Below are 21,710 nucleotides of genomic sequence, written 5' to 3' on the forward strand. Positions count from 1 at the left end.
TAAGCATAGCAAATAAACCCTGCCAAAAGGGATTATTTAAGAATATTTCTCCAGTCGAGATCGCCGCGCTCAAGACCGTGGATAAGAACCTCGGCAGTCGCGATATTGGTAGCAACGGGGATGTTGTGCATATCGCAGAGCCTGAGCATATTCATATCGTTCGGCTCGTTGGGCTTGGGGCTGAGCGGATCTCTGAAAAACAGGAGCATATCAATCTCGTTGCAGGAGATGCGAGCCGCAATCTGCTGGCTGCCGCCCTGCGAGCCTGCAAGGAATTTTTGGATTGTCAGGCCTGTTGCCTCAGACACCATCTTGCCGGTAGTGCCGGTAGCGCACAGGTTGTTGCGGCTGAGCACGCCGCAGTAAGCGATGCAGAACTGCACCATAAGTTCCTTTTTCTCATCATGTGCTATTAGCGCTATATTCATATCCAAATTCCTCCAAATCGTTAAAATTAACTTCTAAATCATACCCTTTAGTTCAAGCGGAACCAAGCTTCCCTGAAGCCTGCTTGAAAGACGGTCAAACGCCGAAAAATGATAGCCGAAATCTATACCTGCCGCGCCGCGCTGCATTACAACCGAAATGTTGAGATCGAACGGAACAACAGCGATAAGCTGGGTTTGCGCCGCGTCGATTACCGCGTCAAGGTCGGGATAAAAGCCGAGCTTTTTGAACAGCTTTTTGTCAAAGCGGTTGATAACCAGACGGCTTTGCGTTACCCCGAGAGCGTCGAGCTTGTTCCTAACCTTGACCGCACCCCTTACGCTAGTGGGCTCGGCGTTGGCGACAACCAGCGCTCTGTCCGCAGGAGCGGCGGCGGTTACAAAGCCCGAGCCGATTCCGGCGGGCGAATCTATTATTACATAATCAAAATTATCCTTTACGGCGTCGACAAGCTGGGTAAATACCGACGGGCTCAGCTCGTTTTCAGCGTCGAACGGCGCCGCCATAAGATACAGATTTTCGTTGTGTTTGCTTTTATATACAGCCTCGCCAAATGAGCAGTTACCGCAGACCGCGTCGGAAGCGTCAAACAAAATTTCCTGCTCGATATCGAGCATAATGTCAAGTCCGCGCATTCCGCAGTCGCAGTCGATAAGCAGAACCTTTTTGCCCTGTTTTACCAAAGCGACGGATAAGCATATGCACACCGTAGACTTTCCGGTACCGCCTTTGCCCGAAGCAACAACGATTACATTATTCATAATTACAATACCTCTTGTCTATTTTATCACAAATTACTTGAAAGGGCAACAAATCTGTTTGATTTTATCAAACAAAATTTACGTTATTATTTTAGGCATAGTGTATAATTTTTGAGTTAAAATTGTATGTTTTCGACTTTTTTTACAAAATCTTTTAAAAATTTTACTTAAAATAGCCGTCGAGCAGGTCTTTTGCAACCTGCATGGCATACTTTCCCTTAACGCCGTTTTCGATTACAACAGCAACGGCGACCTCGGGCTTTTCAAACGGCGCGTAGCAGATAAACACCGCGTGGTCGGAGCCTGAATTTTCCGCAGTGCCGGTTTTTGCGGCGACGGCGGTTTTATAGTCACCGAAAACCGAGTAAGCCGTGCCCTCGGGGGTGCTTGCTACCTCGCGCATAGCTTTTTGCACGATTTTAAGATTTTTCTTTGAAAAGGATGAATTTAGGGCGGTTTCGGGCTTTGTATAATCCTTATTTATTTTTGAGTTGTCGGCGCTTGTAATTTTGCCGACTAAGTGTGTTTTTAGCCGCGTGCCGTTATTTGCAAGCGTTGCGGTATAGGTAGCAAGCTGGAGCGGAGTAAAGGCGTTGTCGGACTGCCCGATTGCGGCTCGCGGAGTGTTGCCCGGCTGCCAGTCGTCGTCATTCCGGCCGGCCAAAACTCCGCCTGATTCGCCGGTTTCGAGCCCGGTTTTTACGCCGAGACCGAGCTTTTCAGCGCAGGCGCAGATGTTCTTAATCCCTACTCTGCGGCCTGCCTCCGCGTAGAACCAGTTGCAGGAATGTGCCGTCGCGGAATAGATGTCCTGCATGCCGTGGTAGTGCATACACTCGACAATGTTAGAGGGGTAATAGTCGTAGAATTTGTCGCAGTAAAGCTGAGTGCTTTCGTCAATTGCTCCGCTCTCCAAAGCCGCGAGGGCAACGCAGGGCTTGAACACCGAACCGCAGGCAAATTCTCCGTCAAACGTGCGGTTGAACATGGGCGAATTTTCATCGTTTGCAAGGCTCGAATAATAATCACCGTACAGGCTGTATTTGTTCAAATCGTAGGTCGGGTAACTCGCCGCCGCGAGCACGGAAAAATCCTTGACCGACAGCATAACGGCAGCGCCTGCGGAGCATTCCTCTCCGTGGCCTTTTTCGGAGTAAATCTCCGACTCCGCTTTCCCCTCAGCCTTTGCCGCCAGAACGTTTTCCGCAAGGCTTTCCGCCGCGATTTTTTGAAGCTTGCTGTCGAGCGTGAGCCAAATATTACTTCCCCTTTCCGCAGACTGTATAAGCTCCTCGGAGACCGCGCTTCCGCCGTCAAAAAGCACGAGCTTTTCTCCGCTTTTTCCGCGGAGCTCGGTTTCGAATTTCGCTTCAATTCCGAACTTGCCTGTCTTATCGTTCAGCGCGTAATCTCCGCTTTCGTACTCGTCCGCCGTGACCGCGCCAAGCGCACCTAAAATATGCGGTGCAAGGTTCGGGCTTTCGGCGGTTCTTACAAGGTACGGCTCAACGCTTGCGCCGTTTATTTTCTGCAAATTCTCGGCAACCGCGCCTGCCGATTCGCTCTTGATATTGTCAGCGAAAATGTATGTTTCTCCGTCGGGAACAGCGTCGGGAATGTCGCTGTGATACGCTAATTTCAGCTTGTCAAAAATGCTGATTAGGGTTGGAAAAACCGACTTTTCCTCTCCGTCAAGTTCCGTTCCTCGAACGGCAACCCTGTAGCGAGTTTGGTTGACAATCAAGCCTTTTCCGTCCTTATCAAAAATCTTTCCTCGGACAGGCTCGGACTTAATCTCCTCAGCGCCGTCAGCATATGCCTGTCCGCGGTAGTTTTCCGAATTAATAAGCTGCCAGTCAACGAGCCTTGCCGTAAACGCCGCGAAGATTATCAGGGTGATTATCACGCAGAATGTATATACATTTATGTGCTTTTTCATCGTCCGCCTCCGAGTATCAAACGGTTCAAAAAGTAAAGCGGTACGGCGGCGGTAAAGGTGAGCACAATTTTTGAAAGTCCGTGGTACAAATACAAAACCGCGCTGTCCGCAAAGCCGTATGTAAAGGCGTTTACCGCATACCTCGCGGTTATCGTGATAACGGACGCGCTGAAAATCAGTATCAGTGCGGAGTAAAAATTCGGGTTAAGTTTTTTGCTCAAAAGCTCGGGAATCGCGTATCCGCAAAGCGAAAGTGCGATTGCGTAAAAACCGATTCCGCCGCATGAAAAAATATCAGCCAACACCCCGCACAACGCGCCGCAAATCACCGAGGTCGGGGTGTCCGCGCAGGCGGAAACCGACAACGCCGCCGCTGCGAGCAAAAGCGGTCTGCCTCCGAAAGTTTCGGGCATCAGTCCGGCGTAATTATATAATGCCGCGATTAATAAAAGCTCAATCGCAAGCAGGATCCTCCGCGGCACCGCACCCTTGGTTTTAGTCACGCAAAGTCACCTCTCCCCTGCCCGAAAAGTCAGTTACCACCATGGCGCTTGTAACCTTTGAAATATCCTCATACGGCTCGACCACCGCATACGGCGTCGCGTCAAAGCCGCTGTACTCCACGCTTTTGACCTTGCCGACGGCTAAGCCCTTCGGATAAATTCCACCTGAGCCCTGAGTGGTGATTATATCGCCCTCATTAATGCTGTTGTCCTCGGTCAGCATTGTCAGCGCCGTGCGGTTTTTAAGGCTGAGCTCTGCCGTTCCGCTGACAACTCCGCCGTCGGCAGTGCGGCTGTCATAAGCGCCGATTTTAAGCTTAGGCGAAAGTATCGTTGTGACAACGGCGCTGTACTGCTCCGCCCTTGAAACCTGACCGATTAATCCATTTTCGGTTATCACAGGATTGCCCTCACTCACGCCGTCGGCAGTTCCTGCGCCGATTGTGAAGGAATAAAAATCATCATCCGCGTCGCGCGCGATTACCTCGGCAGGCTTTAATGTTAAATCGGGCTTTTGCTTTGATATATTAAAATACTTCAAGAGTCTTTCGTTTTCGCGCTGTAAATCGAGATAATCAATAAGCTCGGCTCTGAGCTCCTCATTCTCCTTTTTAAGCCGCGTAAGCTCGTCGTTTTCCGCTGAATCAGGCGTGGATTTCGCAGAAGCCGTAAGGCTTGAAATTCCGAGCGGCACAAGGTTAAACGCTCCCGAAATAAAGCCGGTTTTTCCCTGCGCAAAAACACCCGTCACCGTCACGGTGATGAGTGTGATAATCAAAAATTTTAAGCTGTTGCCTTTGCCCCTCATACGGCGCGTAACCTCTTGCGCCTTGAGGATTTTAAAAGGCGTTTTCCTGCGCCGTTTACAACGCAGTCTAGCGGATTTTGCGCGATATTCACAGGCATTCCCGTCTGCTGCATTATCAGCAGGTCGATTCCGCGCAGCAGCGCTCCGCCGCCTGTGAGCATTATTCCGCGGTCGATGATGTCCGCCGAGAGCTCGGGCGGAGTTTTTTCGAGCGTTGTTCTGACCGCGCCGACGATTACCGAAAGCGGCTCGCTCAAAGCCGTGCGGATTTCCTCGGCGGTTACGGTGATGTCCTTGGGCAGACCGTCGACGAGGTTGCGCCCCTTAACCGCCATTGATTCCTCCACCTCGCAGGGGAAAGCCGAGCCGATTTTTATTTTAATTTCTTCGGCGGTTCGCTCGCCTATTAGCAGGTTATATTTATTCTTTATGTGGCTCTGTATCGCTTCGTCAAGCTTGTCGCCTGCTACCCTGACCGAGCAGGCTGTAACGATGTCACCGAGGGAGATTACCGCGACCTCGCTTGTACCGCCGCCGATGTCCGCAACCAGACTTCCCGAGGGCTCGTCCACAGGCAAATCAGCGCCGATTGCCGCCGCCATTGGTTCTTCAATCAGGCTGACGGGCGGCTTTGCGCCTGCCTGATACGCTGCGTCCTCAACCGCCTTGCGCTCAACCTCCGTCACTCCGGTCGGCAGGCAAATCACCACCCTTTGGCGGCTGAAAAATCCCGGTCTCACGGAGCTTTTTATAAAGTGGCGTATCATTTTGGCGGTTATCATATAGTCTGCGATTACGCCGTCCTTGAGCGGTCTGACCGCGACTATTGAGCCGGGCGTTCTGCCTATCATTTCCTTTGCTCGACTGCCGACCGCAAGCACCTCGTCGGTGCGGGTATCGACCGCCACAACGGACGGTTCGCGCAAAATAATACCCTTGCCTTTTAAGCAGACAAGGGTGTTGGCTGTTCCGAGGTCAATTCCGATGTCCTTTGAAAACGAAAGCATTTTTAACTTCCTTTCATTGTTATGTGTATATCATATTTGTGTGAATATATCATACTACATCGAAATTATTAAATTTGTCGAAACCTGTATATTATTTTCTTCCGCTTGAACCAAAGCCGCCTTCGCCGCGAGCGGTGTCGGAAAGCTCGTCAACCTCCGTGATGTCGGGAGTGAGCACAGGTGCGATTACCATCTGCGCTACGCGCTCGAACGGCTCGATTACATACGGCTTGTCGGAAACATTGCAAAGACCTACACAAACCTCGCCGCGGTAGTCGCTGTCGATTACGCCGACGCCGTTTGACAGGCAAATTCCGTGCTTAACGCCGAGTCCGCTTCTGGCGTACAGAAACGCCGCGCAGGTGTTGTCGGGCAGTTCAATCGCGATTCCTGTCGGAATTACGGTGAGCTGACCGGGAGCGAGGGTTACGCTCTCGGCAATACAGGCGTAAAGGTCCATTCCCGCCGAGCCGTTTGTCGCTCTTTGGGGGATTTTGGCGTTTTCTTTGAGCTTTTTAATTTTGAGTTCCATATTCATCTTCCTTCATTTCTTGCAATTTTTTGCATAATCGCTTCATTTTGATTTTTATTATTCCAAACTGAAATTATCTTTTAGAAAATAAAACTCCGTCAAATTTCAAAATAAGAAAATTGGAATTTTCTTCTAAAAAATTAAAAGTATTATTGACATGTTGCACATATCATTCCACACCGCGTTTGTACAAACCGCGGGTGAATTTATCGTTTAACATCGAAATGCGGTTAAAATCTGGTATTCTTTCCACGTTTTCCACATAGTTTTCCACAGTAAAACGGAGAATGTTAAAATTTGTGGACAGCGTTCTAAATTCCTGCGGAGCAATATAAAGCGGCACGCAGTTAAGCACCTCGGTGCAGTTTCCGTCACATTTCAGATAAAAACTTTTGCCTTTTCTGTCCGTCATTTTTGACTGATTTTTGCAGGATTTACAGCTTATGCCGTCGCCCTTGACAGGACAGCTGCGGCAGAGCATAAGCGGCAGGTGGCCGTAGGTGATAATTCCCCTTTTGATATTGCCGCCGAGGCGGTTTATTCTGATAAAGGTCAGCTCAAAGCTAAGCTCGACATCCTTTATTCCGTACTCCTCAGCCCAAAGCAGGTCGTAGGTATTCACAAGGTTAAGTCCATAGCCGCCGTGTAGAGTAAAGCCGAGGTTTTTCGCGGTGTGGAGCGCGCCGATATTGTGGCAAAGCGCGTCGGTCACGCCGATTTCCTTAACCCTTTGGAGCTGGGCTTCAATCTGCTTTTCCCTGTCGAACATTCCCCTCGGGACTTCGACCGCGACATTATACCCCTCGTTTTTGAGGCGTTGGGTTTCCCTGATATCGGAGAAAAGCGGAACAAAAACAAGCTCGCAATCCTTAAATGCAGGGCTGATTTTCGTACCCCGAACGGACGCCCTTGTAAAATTTTCGCTCTTATTGTACGGCGCAAAGTCGCCGTTTATATCCACATCATTAATTTTATAATTATGGACGGTTTTTCTGAGCCTGTCGAGCTCGTCGGTGCACTCCCTGCGCATAGCGTTCAAGGCAGATACCGGGAGCGAAATGTTATCGTCAAGCGTTAGCTTAATATCCCCGACCGAGTACGCTGTCGAGCCTGTCTTTTTAAGCTGGGTAAAACATTTTTCGGCACTCAAAGCGACGTTTTTAGCCTGCTCGCAGATTACGTCCGCGGCGCTCTCAGCGGTATGAATTCCTTCAGTCATTTTCAAAACGGGACGTTCTCCCAAATGCGCGGTAAACTCCGCGGTGACGGCGATATTCTGCGCCTCGTTTTTGTACTTGGCGCGGATTTTTGAAAGCAGCTTTTCGTCGGCGGAAACAACGTCATCCTTGGTGCGCGTGCCGAACATTCCCCTGCCGATTTTGCCTGTATAATAGCCGTCGGTAAAGCCTGTGCGCGAAAATACCGCACGCAAAAGCTCGGCGGTTTCATCGGTGACAAAGCCCAAATCGCGCTGTTCCCTGCATGCCGTAACGGCGGCGCTTACATACTCGGGGCGCTTCATTCTGCCCTCGATTTTTGCCGAGGCAACGCCGATTTCCTCAAGCTCGTTTAGGTACGGAATAATGCTGTTGTCCTTAAGGCTGAGCGCGTATTTGCCCTTGCCGCCCGACACCGTAAACGGCAGACGGCAGGTCTGGGCGCAGGCTCCGCGGTTTCCGCTCCGCGAACCGAGCATCGCGGAAAAATAGCATTGACCGCTCACGCACATACACAATGCTCCGTGGACAAAAACCTCGAGCTCAACGGGGATTTCCGCCGCCTTTTTTATCTCGTCACGGCTCATCTCGCGCGCCAATACAACGCGCTTGAAGCCCTGCTCATACAGCGCCTTTACACCCGACGCGGTGTGAACACTCATCTGGGTTGAAGCGTGAAGCGCCAAGTCCGGCGCTATCCTTTGGGCAAGCCTTGCAACGCCCATATTTTGCACGATAAGTGCGTCGACGTCCGCCTTTGCGGCTTCGGTAATTGCCTGTTTAAGCTGCTTGAACTCGTCGTCGAAAACTATAGTATTTATTGTAAGATAAAATTTAACGCCGTGAATGTGGCAGTATTCCACGGCGCTGCAGAGCTGTTCAAAATCAAAATTTTGAGCTGAGGCACGCGCCGAAAAGCTTTTTCCGCCCGCATAAACGGCGTCTGCACCCGAACGAACGGCTGCAATTACGCTATCGTAACCGCCCGCCGGAGCTAAGATTTCTATTTTTTCCATTTTATTTTTTGTTTTTGTCGTCGTCAAAAAGCGAGCCCTGGCGCATGGGAACATAGCCCATTATTTTCTCGTTCTTTTTCTCGTTGACTGCTTTTTCAAACTTCTTTTCATTCTCATATTTTTTGTCGGACTTTTTGGATTCGCCGCTCCTTTTGAGCCTGTCGTTCTCCTTGGTGAGAGATGCAAGCTGATCCTCGAGCGCCTTTACGCGCTTAACCAGGGCGGTGTTCTCGTTGATAGCGTCGGTCAGCTTTTCGCGGTACTCCACAACCTGACGGTTCAAATCGTTATTCTTCTTGATGAACTGATCCGCCTTTTGAACCAAATCCTTGTTGCGCTTAACCGCCTTGTTTTTGTCGTCGCAAAAGTCCATCGCCGCCAAAATCGCGCAGTCGCGGACGTCAAGCTGCTGTGCCGAACGCGAGGCGTTCAATATCGCGGCTGACACGTCGTTTGCAACCTTTTTGACATATTCCTCGCTTTCGGTGGTGATAACCACATAGCTTCTGCCCTCAAGCAGTACGCTGATTCTCTTTTTTTCCATAACCGCACCTCTGTTATTTCAAAATTCATCTTTATTTTATCATATTTTTAGTTAAACCTCAATAACACCTTTTTAATATTCGGCGCGTATATTATTACAATTATATAACCATTTTGCAAACGGTTGAAAAAAGTGACGATTTGTGGTAAAATGAGATAACTATTGATGATTTACGGAGTGAAATTATGCCTATTTCCTTTGATTCTCAAAAAGTTTTCTACCGCACGCCGTTCGGCGCGGTTGAACAGGGTACTTCGGTTCATTTCAGAATCCTTGTACCCAAGCAGGAGCATTCAAAAATTATTGAGCTCTGCGTTAAGTATGATTTTGACTACAACTGGGAATATATCAAGCTGATTTGGTGCGGCAAATTTGACGACGCCACCGAGATTTGGGAGGGCGACTTTGCCCCCGACAGAATGGGATTGTATTGGTATTGCTTCAGGCTTTCTACTCCCAACGGAAACCGCTACCTCGTTCCGAGCGATCCGTTTGAAAAGAGCAAAATTCAGGATCACCCCGAGCGCAGCTGGCAGCTCACCTGCTACAAAAAGGGCTTTGATACGCCCAAGTGGCCTGTCGGCGGCGTAATGTATCAGATTTTCCCCGACCGCTTCAATTTCAGCGGCGAGGAAAAGAAACTTGAACGCACCGACTTTACGCGCAACAACGACTGGTATGCTACTCCTGTTTGGCAGCCCAACGAGCACGGCGAGATTACAAACTCGGACTTCTTTATGGGCGACCTAAAGGGTATCACCCAAAAGCTCGACTACCTTGAGCATTTGGGCGTAAGCTGTATTTACCTCAACCCAATCGGTGAGGCTTACTCAAACCACCGTTACGACACGGGCGATTACTCAAAAATCGACCCGATACTCGGCACTGAGGACGACTTTAAGGAGCTGTGCGCTGAGGCTAAAAAACGCGGAATCCACGTTATCAACGACGGCGTTTTCTCGCACACCGGCTCGGACAGCGTTTACTTTAACCGCTCCGGCAGATACGGCGACGGCGGCGCTTACCGCGATAAAAACTCGCCTTACTACAGCTGGTACAAGTTTAACGAATGGCCGGACAACTACAACAGCTGGTGGGGCTTTTACACCCTGCCCGAGGTTATCGAAACCTCGCCGGCGTTCAACGAATACATAAACGGCGAAAACGGCATTATCCGCAAATATATGCGCCTTGGCAACTCGGGCTGGAGGCTTGACGTTGCCGACGAGCTTCCCGATGAATTTATGGAGAACCTCAGAAAATCCGTCAAGGCGGAAAATCCCGAGGCGATTATCATCGGTGAGGTTTGGGAGGATGCGAGCAATAAGGAAAGCTACGGAGCAAGAAGGAAATTTTTGCTCGGCGAACAGCTTGACTCGGTAATGAACTACGTGTTCAGAGGAGCAATCCTCGACTTCTGCCGCGGTCAGGAAGCGCGTTACACCATGGCGGCGATTATGAGCGTAATCGAAAACTATCCGCGTCCGGTGCTCAGAGTTCTGATGAACTCGCTTTCTACCCACGACACCGAACGCGCACTGACGGTTATTGCAGGCGAGCCGCTCAACGGCAGAGACAGATGCTGGCAGGCTAACACCCACCTCAGCCGTGAGCAGAGAGAACGCGGCGTTAAGCTCTTGAAGATTGCCGCCGCTATGCAGTACACCCTGCCCGGCTTCCCCTGCGTTTATTACGGCGACGAGGCAGGACTTGAAGGCTACCGCGATCCGTTTAACCGCGCCTGCTACCCTTGGGGCAGAGAGGATAAGGAGCTTGTTGAGTGGCACTCAAAGCTCGGCAAGCTCAGAGAGAGCTGTTCGGCGCTTTGGGACGGCGAATTTATTGACGCCTACGCGTACGGCAAAAGGCTCGCGTACATTCGCCACGACAAGGAAACCGCGCTTTACTGCGCGTTTAATATGTATGACGAAGAGGTTGTAATCGATCCGCCGCCGGGCTACACAAACGCCCGTGTACTGTTCGGTTCGAGATACGAAAATCAGAAGCTTTACGTTAAGCCTTTGAGCTGCGAATTCTTACTTGTTGACCTGAAATAAAAAATAACACGGAGCTGTCGGCTGACAACTCCGTGTTTTGTTTTGGGTATTAGTATGTATTAACTGTAATCTTCAAGAAGCTTGATATTGTAGGATTCTATCGAGCTAAAATCGCTTGTGGTAAATGAGGAATCGGGATAGTACCACGCCTTTGACATATAGTAGCTCTTAAGTGACGAGTCTTTAAATACATATCCGTTTCTCGCGTATATTTCATTGATAGCGTCCTGCGCAAAGCTGCTTGAAACCGGGCTGCCCACCATTCCGCTGAGTGTGTTCTGAATCTCGGCGCGGCTAAGCTGTCTTGACGAGGATTCGGGGAATACGAAATCCGACGACCTGTAAACATAATTCGGATTGAGGTGGCCGTAAACGTATGTGTAGGCCTGACCGCCTGACGATTCGTTACTGCTCTCAGTCTTTTTCTTGCCGCCGGTTACGGTAACAGTGCACTTTGCCTCAACACCGTTATCCGCCTTGCAGATAATATTTGTAACGCCCTCGCTCGCACCGGTAACAAGACCGTTGTCGTTAACAACGGCTATCGCGCCGTTTTCCGCTGACCAACTGAGCTTTGTGTTGGTGGCGTCGGCAGGGGTAACCGTTGCCTTTAGCTGTACGGTTTTGCCGGCTTCAACCGAAACCGCCTGGTTGTTGAGGGTGATGTCCTTGACCTCTTTGGCGTTTACGGTCACGTTGCAGGTCGCAGAATTTCCGGATTCGCTTGCGGCTGTTACAACCGCCGAGCCAGCCGCCTTTGCCTTGACCGTGCCTGCTTCAACTGTAACAATGTTTTCGTCGCTGCTCGACCATGTGAGCTTTTTGTTCGCGCTCTCGGGCACAACGGAGATCACCTTTGAATCGCCAACGGTAAGAGTGAGCTCCTTGCTGTTCATCTCAAAGCCCTGCTGCTGGAAAAATCCACAACCCGAAAAAACAGCTATAAGCATTGAAGCGATGATTATTAAAGAAAGTGTTTTTTTCATAAAATCCCCTCGTTTGTTATAAATTACAACAAAGCGCGGCAAAACGCGCTTATAGTTCCATAATTATAACATAAAACAACAAACTTTTCAATAGTTCTTTGTTGTTTTTAGTCGAATTTGCCTACAACAGAACGTAATACCGGAAAAAGAAACAAACCCTCCGAATGATCGGAAGGTTTGAGAAGCAATTTTATTTCGGAGAATTTCATTAAAGTTTTTGACCGCAGCCGGAGCAGAAGTTGTCAACTCCCAAAGCAACGGGCTTTCCGCAGTTCGGACACGGACTCAGTTTCGGAGCCGGTTTCGGCGCGGGCTGAGCAACAGGCTGCTCATAAACGGGCGAGCCGTCGGGATTGATAGCGTAAAGCTCGTTGTGACGCAGAGGACCCTTGCATCTCGGACAATATACAAATCCATCGGGGTACCAAGGTCTGAAATCAAGCTGATAGTCGGTGTATCTTACCAATGCTCTGCAATGGTAACAAGTTTGCTGATAAGTTAATCCGCTGTGCCAAAGCGCTCGTTTAAATGCCATTTTAAAGCCTCCTTATAAAAACATTCTACCACAAACAAAAAGATATTTCAATATAAAGCAACGTGACGTTGTATCCAATTCGCGCAACTGATCTTTGTTTTGAACCGCAAAAACAATTCCCGCGTTTGAAGCCGGGAAAAAACAAGTCTCTCCATACGAAAATCCTTGATAAAGTCGATAACATAAAATTATCTTTTTGAGAACGCTCCAATGACAGCCGCAGTGGTCAAAAAGAAACAGACCTCCCAATTTCTCGAAAGGTCTGATAAATAACCAAAGTATATGATTATCTTTTTGAGAACTGTAGGAGCGTTAAGAAAACAGTGCTGTGCACTGTTTTTAGCTCCGCCGCAGGCAGCTATGCTGCCGAGGAAGCCTCAGTGGGCAAAAAGAAACAAGGCTTCCCATAACGGAAAGCCTTGGAAAAGATACATACGTAATAATTATCTCTTACTGAACTGTAGGAGCGTTAAGAAAACAGTGCAGTGCACTGTTTTCAGCTCCGCCGCAGTCGGCTGTGCCGACGAGGACCCGAAGTTCTCAAAAAGACAAAAAACAACCCCGAGACTAATACAAGCCTTGGGGTTGATGATTGTAAGATAAACTGAAAAGCTATTATCTTTTTGAGAACTGAGGCGCTCTACGTGCTCCCTTGAGACCGTATTTCTTACGCTCTTTCATTCTCGGGTCACGAGTGAGGAAGCCAGCCTTCTTAAGAGCAGGACGGAGTGCGTCGCTGTCATACTGAAGGAGTGCTCTTGAGATACCGTGACGGATTGCGCCAGCCTGACCTGTTACGCCGCCGCCTGAAACACGGCATACTACGTCAAACTTCTCGTCAGTCTCTGTAAGCGCGAGAGGCTGTCTAACGATGAGTTTGAGGGTTTCAAGACCGAAATAATCGTCGATATCGCGGTCGTTGATTGTGATTTTACCTGTGCCCTGGTACAGTCTTACACGGGCAACAGAGCTTTTTCTTCTGCCTGTACCGTAAAAATAAGGTGCCTTATCGTACATTAATTTCCGCCTCCTTCTTAAGCATCTAACATCTCGGGCTTCTGAGCCTGATGGTTGTGTTCCGCACCCTCAAAGAGTCTGAGTCTGAGGAGAGCGTTTCTGCCGAGAGTGTTTTTGGGAAGCATACCCTTAACGGCAAGCTCCATAGCCTTTGTAGGTCTGGTTGCCATAAGAGTATCGTAACGTGTTTCTTTAAGATGGCCGATATAGCCTGTGTGGCGCTGCCACTTCTTCTGAGTGAGCTTATTGCCTGTGAGAACAGCGTCCTTGCAGTTGATGATGATTACATGATCGCCGCAGTCTACGTTGGGTGTAAATGTGGGCTTATGCTTACCTCTGAGGAGAGTTGCAGCCTGAGTTGCTACTCTACCGAGGGGCTTGCCAGCCGCGTCAATTACATACCAGCTGCGCTCAACTTCGCTTTTCTTAGCTAAATATGTTGACATAATTTTTCCTCCTAACATTTTTCGTGCTTTATGATTATAGTATAAACCGGCGGCAAAGTCAACACTTTTTCGAAAATTTTTAATTTAGCTCCGTGCAATCTCTTGTATTCTTTGATTTACTCGTTTTTACTCACATATACTCACAAGCGATTTTTAAGAATTTTCACGATAAATTCACACAAGCGATATAAAACTGACATATTAGGGTTGTATTATAAAACCACAACAAAGGAAGGAGGTGCTCCGATGGTAAGAAAAAAGCCGTGTGTATTGGCGTGTGTTACAAGCCAGTTTGAATGCGACAGAATAATTAAGACGGCAGAGCATATCGCAAATGAGGAAGAATGCGAGCTCAGGGTATTGAGCGTGCTGCAGCCGACATCCGATTACAGTGAAATCGGCGGTGAAATTGAATATCTTTACAAGGTCGCAAGAGAATCCGGAGCGGATATGACCGTTCTGTTCCACGACAACGCACCGTACGCCTGCGCTGATTTTGTAAACAAAAACAACGTACAGAGAATTGTAACAGGTATGCACGACGGCGGAAATGAGAGTTTTCTTGTGATGTTTAACAGATTCACTCCGATGGTATCAATCACCATGGTAGCTAAAGATAATACGGCGTACAGCATGGACGTATGCAAAGCAGCGGTACGTTAAACCGGAAGGTATATTTACATAGATTTTAACTTAAATAACCAATTACTTTTAGTTGTTCATTTTCTCTTTTTTATAAATAATCTCTCTAAAAACAACCCCGAAGCGATGAGCTTCGGGGTTTGTTTTGTGTTGATATAATTGTAATGTGATTTTAAATATGAACTTTCTTCACCTTTAAACTTTCTTCTTGAATTTCTCCCCTTCGATTACAAATCAAACATTTCTGTTTAATAATTACGCAATCCAAAAATCACTGCCGATATTTGGCTATATTAGACAAAACAACCCCGGCTTAAATCACGCTGTGACTTAAACCGGGGTATATTTATTTGATTAATGGTTTGATTTTCTCTATGCTCTGAGCCAAGTCGCCGCAGAGGAAGGTTATCATCGGCTTAATCTCCTCTGTCGGGGGGATGTAGTCGGGCACCATGACCGTGACCATTCCTGCGGCATAGGCTGACTTTATTCCGTTTATGCTGTCCTCATACGCAAGGCAATTTTCGGGCTTTGCGCCGAGACGCTTTGCCGCCGTGAGGAAAACCTCGGGATGAGGCTTGCCGTTTTTAACGTCGTTGCCGCAGACGAGGGTATCGAAATATTTTAAGGTGTTTGAAATTTCGAGATTGAACCGGGCGGTTTCGTGCGAGGTCGAGGTCGCCAGAGCGATTTTTATATCCCTCTCCTTCAAAAATTCAAGCAGCTGGGTTAAGCCTTTTTTCACGGGGATTCCCTCTGCCTTTACGCGCTCAATGTACATATTGCGGCACTTATCGGCGTACTCCCAGTACGGAAAGTCGTCGCCGAAGCGGTCAAAGTAAATCCGCTGAACCTCCAGCTTGCGCTTGCCGACGGTCTGCTTGAAAAAGTCAAGATTGTAGTTATAGCCGCGCTCGTCCATTAGCTTTTGCCAGTTTTCGTAGACCAGACGCTCGGTGTCGAACATCAGCCCGTCCATATCAAATACCGCTGCGGTTATCATAATATCACCCTGTTTATCGTAATGTTGTTAACTTTGTTTTTTGTAGGGGCGGACTGAAATGTCCGCCCGCGAGAACCGTACGTTTGTTCACGCTGAAAAAACTTGATAGGACATAAAACTTAAATTGAACGCTCTCGGGAGCACACATAGGCGATTCCCCTGTTAGGGGAAATGTCGCAAAGCGACAAAAGGGTTGCCGACGTGCTAAGGTCGCCCCTACAATGTCAAGGATAAGTATGCAATAATCTATTAAGTTGACGACATTGCCTGTTTTCGGGAATTATTATACACCCGTTGTCTGTTTTTTGCAAGCAAAATGACAGCTCCCCCAAAGCTTTCGCGTTGGAGGAGCTTTTAAATTCAGTTTATTAACTTATCTTGCGATTAGTCAAGCTCTGAGAGCTGCTTGAGGTGAGCGTACTTCTTCTCAGCGCCTGCCTCAGCCTCGGCAAAGAGCTTCTCTGCTCTTTCGGGGAAGGAACGTGTAAGTGCGTTGTAACGAACCTCGCCCATGATGAAGTCGCGGTAAGAAGCTGTAGGAGCCTTGCTGTCGAGCTGGAAGGGATTCTTGCCCTCGTCAGCGAGTCTGGGATCGTAACGGAAAAGGTTCCAGTAGCCTGCCTCAACAGCCTTCTTTTCCTCGAGCTGTGCGATGCCCATGCCGCCCTTGATACCGTGGTTGATGCAGGGAGCGTAGCAGATTACGATTGACGGACCGTTGTAGCTTTCAGCCTCAACCATAGCCTTGAGAACCTGGTTGTTGTCAGCGCCCATAGCAACCTGAGCTGTGTATACATAACCGTAGCTCATTGCGATAGCGGCGAGGTCCTTCTTCTTAACAGCCTTACCTGCAGCTGCGAACTGAGCAACTGAGCCGATAGGTGTAGCCTTAGAGGACTGACCGCCTGTGTTTGAGTAAACCTCTGTATCGAATACGAGGATGTTTACGTTCTCGCCGGAAGCGATTACGTGGTCGAGACCGCCGAAGCCGATATCATAAGCCCAGCCGTCGCCGCCGAAGATCCACATTGACTTCTTAGCAAGCTCGTCCTTGTCAACGAGTGTCTTCTTAGCAAGCTCGCCAACCTTAGCGTCGTCAACGTTCTTCTCGAGCTCAGCGATAAGAGCGTCGGTAGCAGCGCGGGAAGCTGTGGAATCTGTGATTGTATCGAGATACTCCTGAGCCGCAGCCTTAAGAGCCTCGTTGTCTGTTGTATCCTTAATCTCTGTTACGTAACCTGCGAGTCTTTCGCGGATTGCGTTCTGACCGAGTGCCATACCGAGACCGAACTCAGCGTTGTCCTCGAACAGTGAGTTCTGCCAAGCAGGACCGTAGCCCTTCTTGTTGGTGGTGTAAGGTGTGGCAGGAGCTGACGCACCCCAGATTGAAGAACAACCTGTTGCGTTAGCGATGAACATTCTGTCACCGAAGAGCTGGGTTACAAGCTTAGCGTAAGGAGTCTCGCCGCAGCCTGCGCATGCGCCTGAGAACTCGAGGAGGGGCTGCTTGAACTGGCTGCCCTTAACGGTTGTGAACTTAAACTTATCTGCAACTTCGGGCTTCTCATCAATTGTGAGAGCGTAATCGAAGATAGCCTGCTTAGGTCTCTGAGAATCGATGGGCTTCATAACGAGAGCCTTCTCGCCCTTCTTGCCCGGGCATACCTGAGCGCAAGCGCCGCAGCCTGTGCAGTCGAGGGTAGAAACGGTCATAGCGAACTTGAGTTCCTTAAGACCGATCATCGGGATAGCGTCTGTTCCCTCGGGAGCAGCAGCAACTTCTGCGTCTGTCATGGGAACGGGACGGATTACAGCGTGCGGACATACGATAGCGCAGCGGTTACACTGAATACAGTTCTGAGGCTGCCACTCGGGAACGTCTACCGCGATACCTCTCTTCTCGAATGCGGAAGAACCGTTCGGGCATGTACCGTCAATGTGATCCTTAAATGCGGAAACGGGAAGCTTGTTACCCTTGTAAGCGTTAACGGGCTTAAGAATGCCGTTTACGTACTCTACGAGAGCGCCTGTGCCGTCTACTGTGTCGAGGAGGTTTTCGTCAGCAGCGTTAGCCCAGTCAGCAGGAATCTCTACCTTCTTAACGTCCTCCATACCGCGGTCGATAGCTGCGTAGTTCATATCTACGATAGCCTGGCCCTTCTTCATATAGGACTTCTTAGCGGCGTCCTTCATATACTGCTTAGCTTCCTCAGCAGGGATAATGTCGGCAATCTTGAAGAATGCTGACTGCAATACTGTGTTAACACGGCCGCCGAGACCGATTTCCTTACCGATCTTGATAGCGTCGATTGTGTAGAAGTTAATCTTTCTCTCAGCGAGGATTCTCTTCATCTGGCCGGGGAGACGCTTTGTAAGCTCGTCAACGTCCCAAGCGCAGTTGAGCAGGAACGAACCGCCCTCTTTGAGGTCCTCAACGATTTCGTACTTGTCAACGTATGAGGGGTTGTGGCATGCAACGAAGTCAGCCTTTGAGATGTAGTAGGTTGACTTAATCGGTGTGTTACCGAAACGCAGGTGGGAAACTGTAAGACCGCCTGACTTCTTTGAGTCGTAAGCGAAGTAGCCCTGAGCGTACATATCGGTGTGGTCACCGATGATTTTGATTGAGTTCTTGTTAGCGCCTACAGTACCGTCAGCACCGAGTCCCCAGAACTTACAGCTGTGTGTGCCTGCGGGAGTGGTGTCGGGATTCTCAACTACGGGGAGCGAGAGGTTTGTGAGGTCGTCAACAATGCCGATTGTGAAGCGCTTCTTGGGAGCGTCGCTCTCAGCGTTTCTGTAAACAGCGATGATGTCGCCAGGTGTTGTATCCTTAGAACCGAGGCCGTATCTGCCTGCGAATACCTTTACGCCTGCAAACTCTGAATCGTTAAGAGCAGCGAGAACGTCGAGGAACAAAGGCTCACCGATTGAACCGGGCTCTTTTGTTCTGTCGAGAACAGAAACAGTCTTAACGGTCTTGGGAAGCTCTGAAGTCATGTATGAGCCAACGAACGGACGGTAAAGTCTAACCTTTAAGAGACCTACCTTCTCGCCTGCGGCGTTGAGGTAATCTACAACTTCCTCTGCGCAGTCGCATACAGAACCCATAGCAACGATTACGTGTTCAGCGTCAGCTGCGCCGTAGTAGTTGAAGGGCTTGTAGTCTGTGCCGATCTTCTCGTTAACCTTGTTCATATACTCTACAACAACCTCGGGAACAGCGTCGTAGTAGCAGTTACAAGCTTCTCTTGCCTGGAAGAAGATATCGTCGTTCTGAGCTGTACCTCTTGTTACGGGGTGCTCAGGGTTAAGTGAACGGCGGCGGAACTCCTCAACAGCGTCCCAATCGAGCATATCTGCGAGGTCTGCGTAATCCCACTCCTCGATCTTCTGAACCTCGTGAGAGGTACGGAAGCCGTCAAAGAAGTGAAGGAAGGGAACTCTGCCCTTGATAGCTGTAAGGTGAGCAACAGCACCGAGGTCCATACACTCCTGAGGGTTGTTTGAGCAGAGCATTGCGTAACCTGTCTGACGGCAGGCATAAATGTCTGAGTGATCGCCGAAAATAGAAAGCGCGTGGCTGGTGAGTGCACGAGCCGAAACGTGAATTACGCTCGGGAGCAGCTCGCCTGCCATTTTGTACATGTTAGGAATCATAAGGAGCAGGCCCTGTGACGCTGTGTAAGTAGTTGTGAGCGCGCCTGCTGCAAGTGAGCCGTGAACAGCGCCTGCCGCGCCGCCCTCTGACTGCATTTCAGTTACCTGAACTTCTCTTCCGAAAAGGTTTTTTTGGCCTGCTGCCGAGAACTTGTCGGTGAGGTCAGCCATTACGGAAGAAGGGGTGATCGGATAGATAGCAGCAACATCTGTAAACGCGTAGGAAACGTGAGCGACAGCGCTGTTACCATCCATGGTTTTCATTTTTCTTGCCATTGGAATACATCCTCCTTTAAAATCACGCGGCATAGGAAACACACCGCAATGTGTATGGATATACACACTTTGTTATCTTAAATATTATCACTTTTTACCGAATTTGTAAAGGGCTTTAAGCGCGTTTTTAAACATTTCTGTAACTATTTTCTGTTTTTAGGGAATAAATTTTCGCTCCTATGCCTAAATATGATTAACAATGACAAGCGAATAGCATAAAAAGCAAGTTTTTATGTTTTTTCGCTGATGTTTAATAAATAAATTCCTTGCTAATGTAGGGGTCGGTCTTTGAGGTGGAATTCAAATTTTAATTTGGTTCATTTCACCCATGCACAGCTGACCGACCCGCAGGTTGAATATTTTGAGTTTGGCGTATCACTCGCGGTACGGTCAAGACCGTACCCTACTTTAAATCGGGCGACCGCAAGGGTCGCCCCTACAATTAAACTCTAAACTCTCAACTCTAAACTCTAAAAAAGGGCTGCAACGTTTCCGTCAGCAGCCCGATGTAATTTATAAAATTTTATCCGATAATAGAGTTGATGAGTCCGCCCTTTTGAATGATGTTCTGGATGAACTCGGGGAAGGGCTCAGCCTGGTAGGTCTTGCCTGTGGTTTCGTCGGTGATAACGCCGGTGTTGAAGTCCACCGAAACGGTGTCGCCTTCCTTAATCTCACGCGCCGCCTCGTCGCACTCGAGAATCGGAAGTCCGATGTTGATTGAGTTGCGGTAGAAGATACGCGCGAAGGTAGACGCGATTACGCAGGATATTCCGCTCGCCTTGATAGCGATGGGAGCGTGCTCACGGGACGAACCGCAGCCGAAGTTCTTTTCGGCTACCATGATGTCGCCCTCTTTTACTTTATTGACAAACTGGGCGTCGATATCCTCCATGCAGTGTGAAGCCAGCTCCTTGTGCGAAGCGGTGTTGAGGTATCTTGCCGGGATGATAACGTCGGTGTCTACGTTGTCGCCGAATTTATGTACTGTGCCTTTTGCGTTCATAATTAATAGCCCTCCTTAACCTTAAACCTTTTCGGGATCGGTGATGTAGCCCTTTACGGCGCTTGCCGCCGCGGTTGCAGGGCTTGCGAGGTAAACCTCGCTGTCAACGTGTCCCATTCTGCCTACAAAGTTGCGGTTTGTGGTAGAGATTGCCTTTTCGCCTGCCGCGAGAATTCCCATATGACCGCCGAGGCACGGACCGCAGGTGGGGGTTGAAACAACCGCGCCTGCCTCTACAAATATATCGAACAAGCCCTCGTGCATAGCCTGGAGCCAGATTTTCTGAGTTCCGGGGATAATTATGCAGCGAACGCCCTTGGCTACCTTTTTGCCCTTGAAGATTTCCGCGGCAGCTCTGAGGTCGGAAATTCTGCCGTTTGTGCAGGAGCCGATTACGCACTGGTCGATTTTAACCTCGGTCTCACCGATTTCGTCAACGGTCTTAGTGTTTTCGGGAAGGTGGGGGAAGGCTACCGTCGGTCTGATTTCGCTCAAATCAATGGTGTATTCCTCGTCGTACTCCGCGTCCTCGTCGGCTGTATACTCAACGGGAGTGCCCTGGTATCTGCCGTCGCAGTACTCGCGTGTGATTTCGTCAACCGGGAAAATTCCGTTTTTAGCGCCGGCTTCAATCGCCATATTCGCGATGCAGAGACGGTCGTCGATGTTGAGGTGCTTAACGCCCTCGCCGCAAAATTCCATCGACTTGTAAAGCGCGCCGTCAACGCCGATCATTCCGATGATGTGCAGGATAACATCCTTGCCGCTTACGCAGCCCTGAGGCTTGCCTACGAGGTTAAACTTGATTGCCGAGGGAACCTTGAACCACGCCTTGCCGCTGATCATTCCTGCAGCCATATCGGTTGAGCCAACGCCGGTTGAGAACGCGCCCAATGCGCCGTAGGTGCAGGTATGGGAATCCGCGCCGATGCACAGGCATCCGGGACCTACAAGGCCTTTTTCGGGAAGGAGCGCGTGCTCAATGCCCATCATTCCCACATCCATAAAGTTTTTAATATCGTACTTGTTCGCAAAGTTCCTTGTCTGCTTAACAAGCGTAGCCGCCTTTATATCCTTGTTCGGCGTAAAGTGGTCCATAATCATCGCGATTTTTGTGTTGTCAAAAACCGCTGTTGCGCCGTTTTCCTCAAACACATTGATTGCCACCGGAGAGGTTACGTCGTTACCGAGCACCATATCCAGCTTGGCGTTGATAAGCTGACCTGCCTTTACCTCGTCAAGTCCTGCGTGAGCCGCGAGGATTTTCTGAGACATAGTCATACCCATAGTCTATCACTCCTGTTTTAT

At 49.3% G+C, this 21,710-nt stretch carries 19 protein-coding genes; 2 read left to right on the plus strand and 17 right to left on the minus strand.

All coding sequences use genetic code 11. The features are described from left to right. Positions 1-32: 32 nt before the first annotated feature. From mgsA to AB1I50_RS06645, 9 genes are all read right to left on the minus strand, one after another. Complete coding sequence (gene mgsA / locus AB1I50_RS06605; RefSeq protein ID WP_407723253.1) at positions 33-428, minus strand: methylglyoxal synthase; 396 nt, start codon at positions 426-428, stop codon at positions 33-35. Between the two features lie 33 nt (positions 429-461). Further along, positions 462-1,208: a septum site-determining protein MinD gene (locus tag AB1I50_RS06610; RefSeq protein ID WP_407723254.1), complete on the minus strand. Its 747-nt coding sequence runs from the start codon at positions 1,206-1,208 to the stop codon at positions 462-464. 163 nt (positions 1,209-1,371) lie between these two features. Next, positions 1,372-3,147, minus strand: a complete 1,776-nt coding sequence (locus AB1I50_RS06615; protein WP_407723255.1) for a penicillin-binding transpeptidase domain-containing protein — start codon at positions 3,145-3,147, stop codon at positions 1,372-1,374. Beyond that, positions 3,144-3,650 carry a rod shape-determining protein MreD gene (mreD, locus tag AB1I50_RS06620; protein ID WP_407723257.1) on the minus strand — a complete coding sequence of 169 codons (507 nt, stop codon included), beginning with the start codon at positions 3,648-3,650 and terminating at the stop codon, positions 3,144-3,146. The genes AB1I50_RS06615 and mreD overlap by 4 nt, the downstream gene beginning before the upstream one ends. Then, positions 3,643-4,458 (minus strand): rod shape-determining protein MreC, encoded by an 816-nt coding sequence (gene mreC, locus AB1I50_RS06625; protein WP_407723258.1) that lies wholly within the window; start codon positions 4,456-4,458, stop codon positions 3,643-3,645. The genes mreD and mreC overlap by 8 nt, the downstream gene beginning before the upstream one ends. Then, positions 4,455-5,465, minus strand: a complete 1,011-nt coding sequence (locus AB1I50_RS06630; RefSeq protein WP_407723259.1) for a rod shape-determining protein — start codon at positions 5,463-5,465, stop codon at positions 4,455-4,457. Before AB1I50_RS06630 ends, mreC begins: the two co-directional genes overlap by 4 nt. A 91-nt stretch (positions 5,466-5,556) precedes the next feature. Further along, complete coding sequence (dut, locus tag AB1I50_RS06635; protein WP_407723260.1) at positions 5,557-5,997, minus strand: dUTP diphosphatase; 441 nt, start codon at positions 5,995-5,997, stop codon at positions 5,557-5,559. Positions 5,998-6,166: 169 nt separating this feature from the next. Next, positions 6,167-8,230 carry a U32 family peptidase gene (locus tag AB1I50_RS06640; RefSeq protein ID WP_407723261.1) on the minus strand — a complete coding sequence of 688 codons (2,064 nt, stop codon included), beginning with the start codon at positions 8,228-8,230 and terminating at the stop codon, positions 6,167-6,169. 1 nt (position 8,231) lies between these two features. After that, positions 8,232-8,774 carry a cell division protein ZapA gene (locus AB1I50_RS06645; RefSeq protein ID WP_407723262.1) on the minus strand — a complete coding sequence of 181 codons (543 nt, stop codon included), beginning with the start codon at positions 8,772-8,774 and terminating at the stop codon, positions 8,232-8,234. A 185-nt stretch (positions 8,775-8,959) separates the two neighbouring features. Here AB1I50_RS06645 and AB1I50_RS06650 point away from each other — a divergent pair, with 185 nt between their 5' ends. Next, a complete protein-coding gene (locus AB1I50_RS06650) occupies positions 8,960-10,831 on the plus strand; it encodes a glycoside hydrolase family 13 protein (protein ID WP_407723263.1) in 1,872 nt (623 codons plus the stop codon). A 59-nt stretch (positions 10,832-10,890) separates the two neighbouring features. Here AB1I50_RS06650 and AB1I50_RS06655 read toward each other — a convergent pair whose 3' ends face one another. The 4 genes from AB1I50_RS06655 to rplM all read right to left on the minus strand — a co-directional run bounded on the left by AB1I50_RS06655 (position 10,891) and on the right by rplM (position 13,815). Then, positions 10,891-11,817 (minus strand): Ig-like domain-containing protein, encoded by a 927-nt coding sequence (locus AB1I50_RS06655; RefSeq protein WP_407723264.1) that lies wholly within the window; start codon positions 11,815-11,817, stop codon positions 10,891-10,893. Between the two features lie 208 nt (positions 11,818-12,025). Further along, a complete protein-coding gene (locus AB1I50_RS06660; protein ID WP_407723266.1) occupies positions 12,026-12,352 on the minus strand; it encodes a hypothetical protein in 327 nt (108 codons plus the stop codon). A 615-nt stretch (positions 12,353-12,967) separates the two neighbouring features. Then, positions 12,968-13,369: a 30S ribosomal protein S9 gene (gene rpsI, locus AB1I50_RS06665; RefSeq protein ID WP_407723267.1), complete on the minus strand. Its 402-nt coding sequence runs from the start codon at positions 13,367-13,369 to the stop codon at positions 12,968-12,970. Between the two features lie 17 nt (positions 13,370-13,386). Then, positions 13,387-13,815, minus strand: a complete 429-nt coding sequence (gene rplM / locus AB1I50_RS06670) for a 50S ribosomal protein L13 (protein WP_407723268.1) — start codon at positions 13,813-13,815, stop codon at positions 13,387-13,389. A 246-nt stretch (positions 13,816-14,061) separates the two neighbouring features. Between rplM and AB1I50_RS06675 the strand changes: the two genes are divergently transcribed. After that, positions 14,062-14,478: an adenine nucleotide alpha hydrolase family protein gene (locus tag AB1I50_RS06675; RefSeq protein ID WP_407723269.1), complete on the plus strand. Its 417-nt coding sequence runs from the start codon at positions 14,062-14,064 to the stop codon at positions 14,476-14,478. Between the two features lie 325 nt (positions 14,479-14,803). On the opposite strand, the gene AB1I50_RS06680 is transcribed toward AB1I50_RS06675, so the two are convergent. The 4 genes from AB1I50_RS06680 to leuC form a co-directional block, all read right to left on the minus strand. After that, the gene (locus tag AB1I50_RS06680; RefSeq protein ID WP_407723270.1) at positions 14,804-15,460 is read right to left on the minus strand and encodes an HAD family hydrolase; all 657 of its coding nucleotides are present in this window, start codon (positions 15,458-15,460) and stop codon (positions 14,804-14,806) included. Positions 15,461-15,844: 384 nt separating this feature from the next. Beyond that, complete coding sequence (gene nifJ, locus AB1I50_RS06685) at positions 15,845-19,396, minus strand: pyruvate:ferredoxin (flavodoxin) oxidoreductase (protein ID WP_407723271.1); 3,552 nt, start codon at positions 19,394-19,396, stop codon at positions 15,845-15,847. 523 nt (positions 19,397-19,919) lie between these two features. Then, complete coding sequence (gene leuD / locus AB1I50_RS06690; protein ID WP_407723272.1) at positions 19,920-20,402, minus strand: 3-isopropylmalate dehydratase small subunit; 483 nt, start codon at positions 20,400-20,402, stop codon at positions 19,920-19,922. 21 nt (positions 20,403-20,423) lie between these two features. Further along, positions 20,424-21,689, minus strand: a complete 1,266-nt coding sequence (gene leuC, locus AB1I50_RS06695; RefSeq protein ID WP_407723273.1) for a 3-isopropylmalate dehydratase large subunit — start codon at positions 21,687-21,689, stop codon at positions 20,424-20,426. Positions 21,690-21,710: the final 21 nt, after the last annotated feature.

It is taken from the genome of Ruminococcus sp. NATIVEDY161 (genome assembly GCF_045819895.1).
Lineage (GTDB): Bacteria > Bacillota > Clostridia > Oscillospirales > Acutalibacteraceae > Ruminococcoides.

What these genes read in the sequence shown, in the direction of transcription:
- mgsA (WP_407723253.1), bottom strand. Translation starts at nt 428, where the DNA reads ATGAATATAGCGCTAATAGCACATGATGAGAAAAAGGAACTTATGGTG.
- AB1I50_RS06610 (WP_407723254.1), bottom strand. Translation starts at nt 1,208, where the DNA reads ATGAATAATGTAATCGTTGTTGCTTCGGGCAAAGGCGGTACCGGAAAG.
- AB1I50_RS06615 (WP_407723255.1), bottom strand. Translation starts at nt 3,147, where the DNA reads ATGAAAAAGCACATAAATGTATATACATTCTGCGTGATAATCACCCTG.
- mreC (WP_407723258.1), bottom strand. Translation starts at nt 4,458, where the DNA reads ATGAGGGGCAAAGGCAACAGCTTAAAATTTTTGATTATCACACTCATC.
- AB1I50_RS06630 (WP_407723259.1), bottom strand. Translation starts at nt 5,465, where the DNA reads ATGCTTTCGTTTTCAAAGGACATCGGAATTGACCTCGGAACAGCCAAC.
- dut (WP_407723260.1), bottom strand. Translation starts at nt 5,997, where the DNA reads ATGGAACTCAAAATTAAAAAGCTCAAAGAAAACGCCAAAATCCCCCAA.
- AB1I50_RS06640 (WP_407723261.1), bottom strand. Translation starts at nt 8,230, where the DNA reads ATGGAAAAAATAGAAATCTTAGCTCCGGCGGGCGGTTACGATAGCGTA.
- AB1I50_RS06645 (WP_407723262.1), bottom strand. Translation starts at nt 8,774, where the DNA reads ATGGAAAAAAAGAGAATCAGCGTACTGCTTGAGGGCAGAAGCTATGTG.
- AB1I50_RS06650 (WP_407723263.1), top strand. Translation starts at nt 8,960, where the DNA reads ATGCCTATTTCCTTTGATTCTCAAAAAGTTTTCTACCGCACGCCGTTC.
- AB1I50_RS06655 (WP_407723264.1), bottom strand. Translation starts at nt 11,817, where the DNA reads ATGAAAAAAACACTTTCTTTAATAATCATCGCTTCAATGCTTATAGCT.
- AB1I50_RS06660 (WP_407723266.1), bottom strand. Translation starts at nt 12,352, where the DNA reads ATGGCATTTAAACGAGCGCTTTGGCACAGCGGATTAACTTATCAGCAA.
- rpsI (WP_407723267.1), bottom strand. Translation starts at nt 13,369, where the DNA reads ATGTACGATAAGGCACCTTATTTTTACGGTACAGGCAGAAGAAAAAGC.
- rplM (WP_407723268.1), bottom strand. Translation starts at nt 13,815, where the DNA reads ATGTCAACATATTTAGCTAAGAAAAGCGAAGTTGAGCGCAGCTGGTAT.
- AB1I50_RS06675 (WP_407723269.1), top strand. Translation starts at nt 14,062, where the DNA reads ATGGTAAGAAAAAAGCCGTGTGTATTGGCGTGTGTTACAAGCCAGTTT.
- AB1I50_RS06680 (WP_407723270.1), bottom strand. Translation starts at nt 15,460, where the DNA reads ATGATAACCGCAGCGGTATTTGATATGGACGGGCTGATGTTCGACACC.
- nifJ (WP_407723271.1), bottom strand. Translation starts at nt 19,396, where the DNA reads ATGGCAAGAAAAATGAAAACCATGGATGGTAACAGCGCTGTCGCTCAC.
- leuD (WP_407723272.1), bottom strand. Translation starts at nt 20,402, where the DNA reads ATGAACGCAAAAGGCACAGTACATAAATTCGGCGACAACGTAGACACC.
- leuC (WP_407723273.1), bottom strand. Translation starts at nt 21,689, where the DNA reads ATGGGTATGACTATGTCTCAGAAAATCCTCGCGGCTCACGCAGGACTT.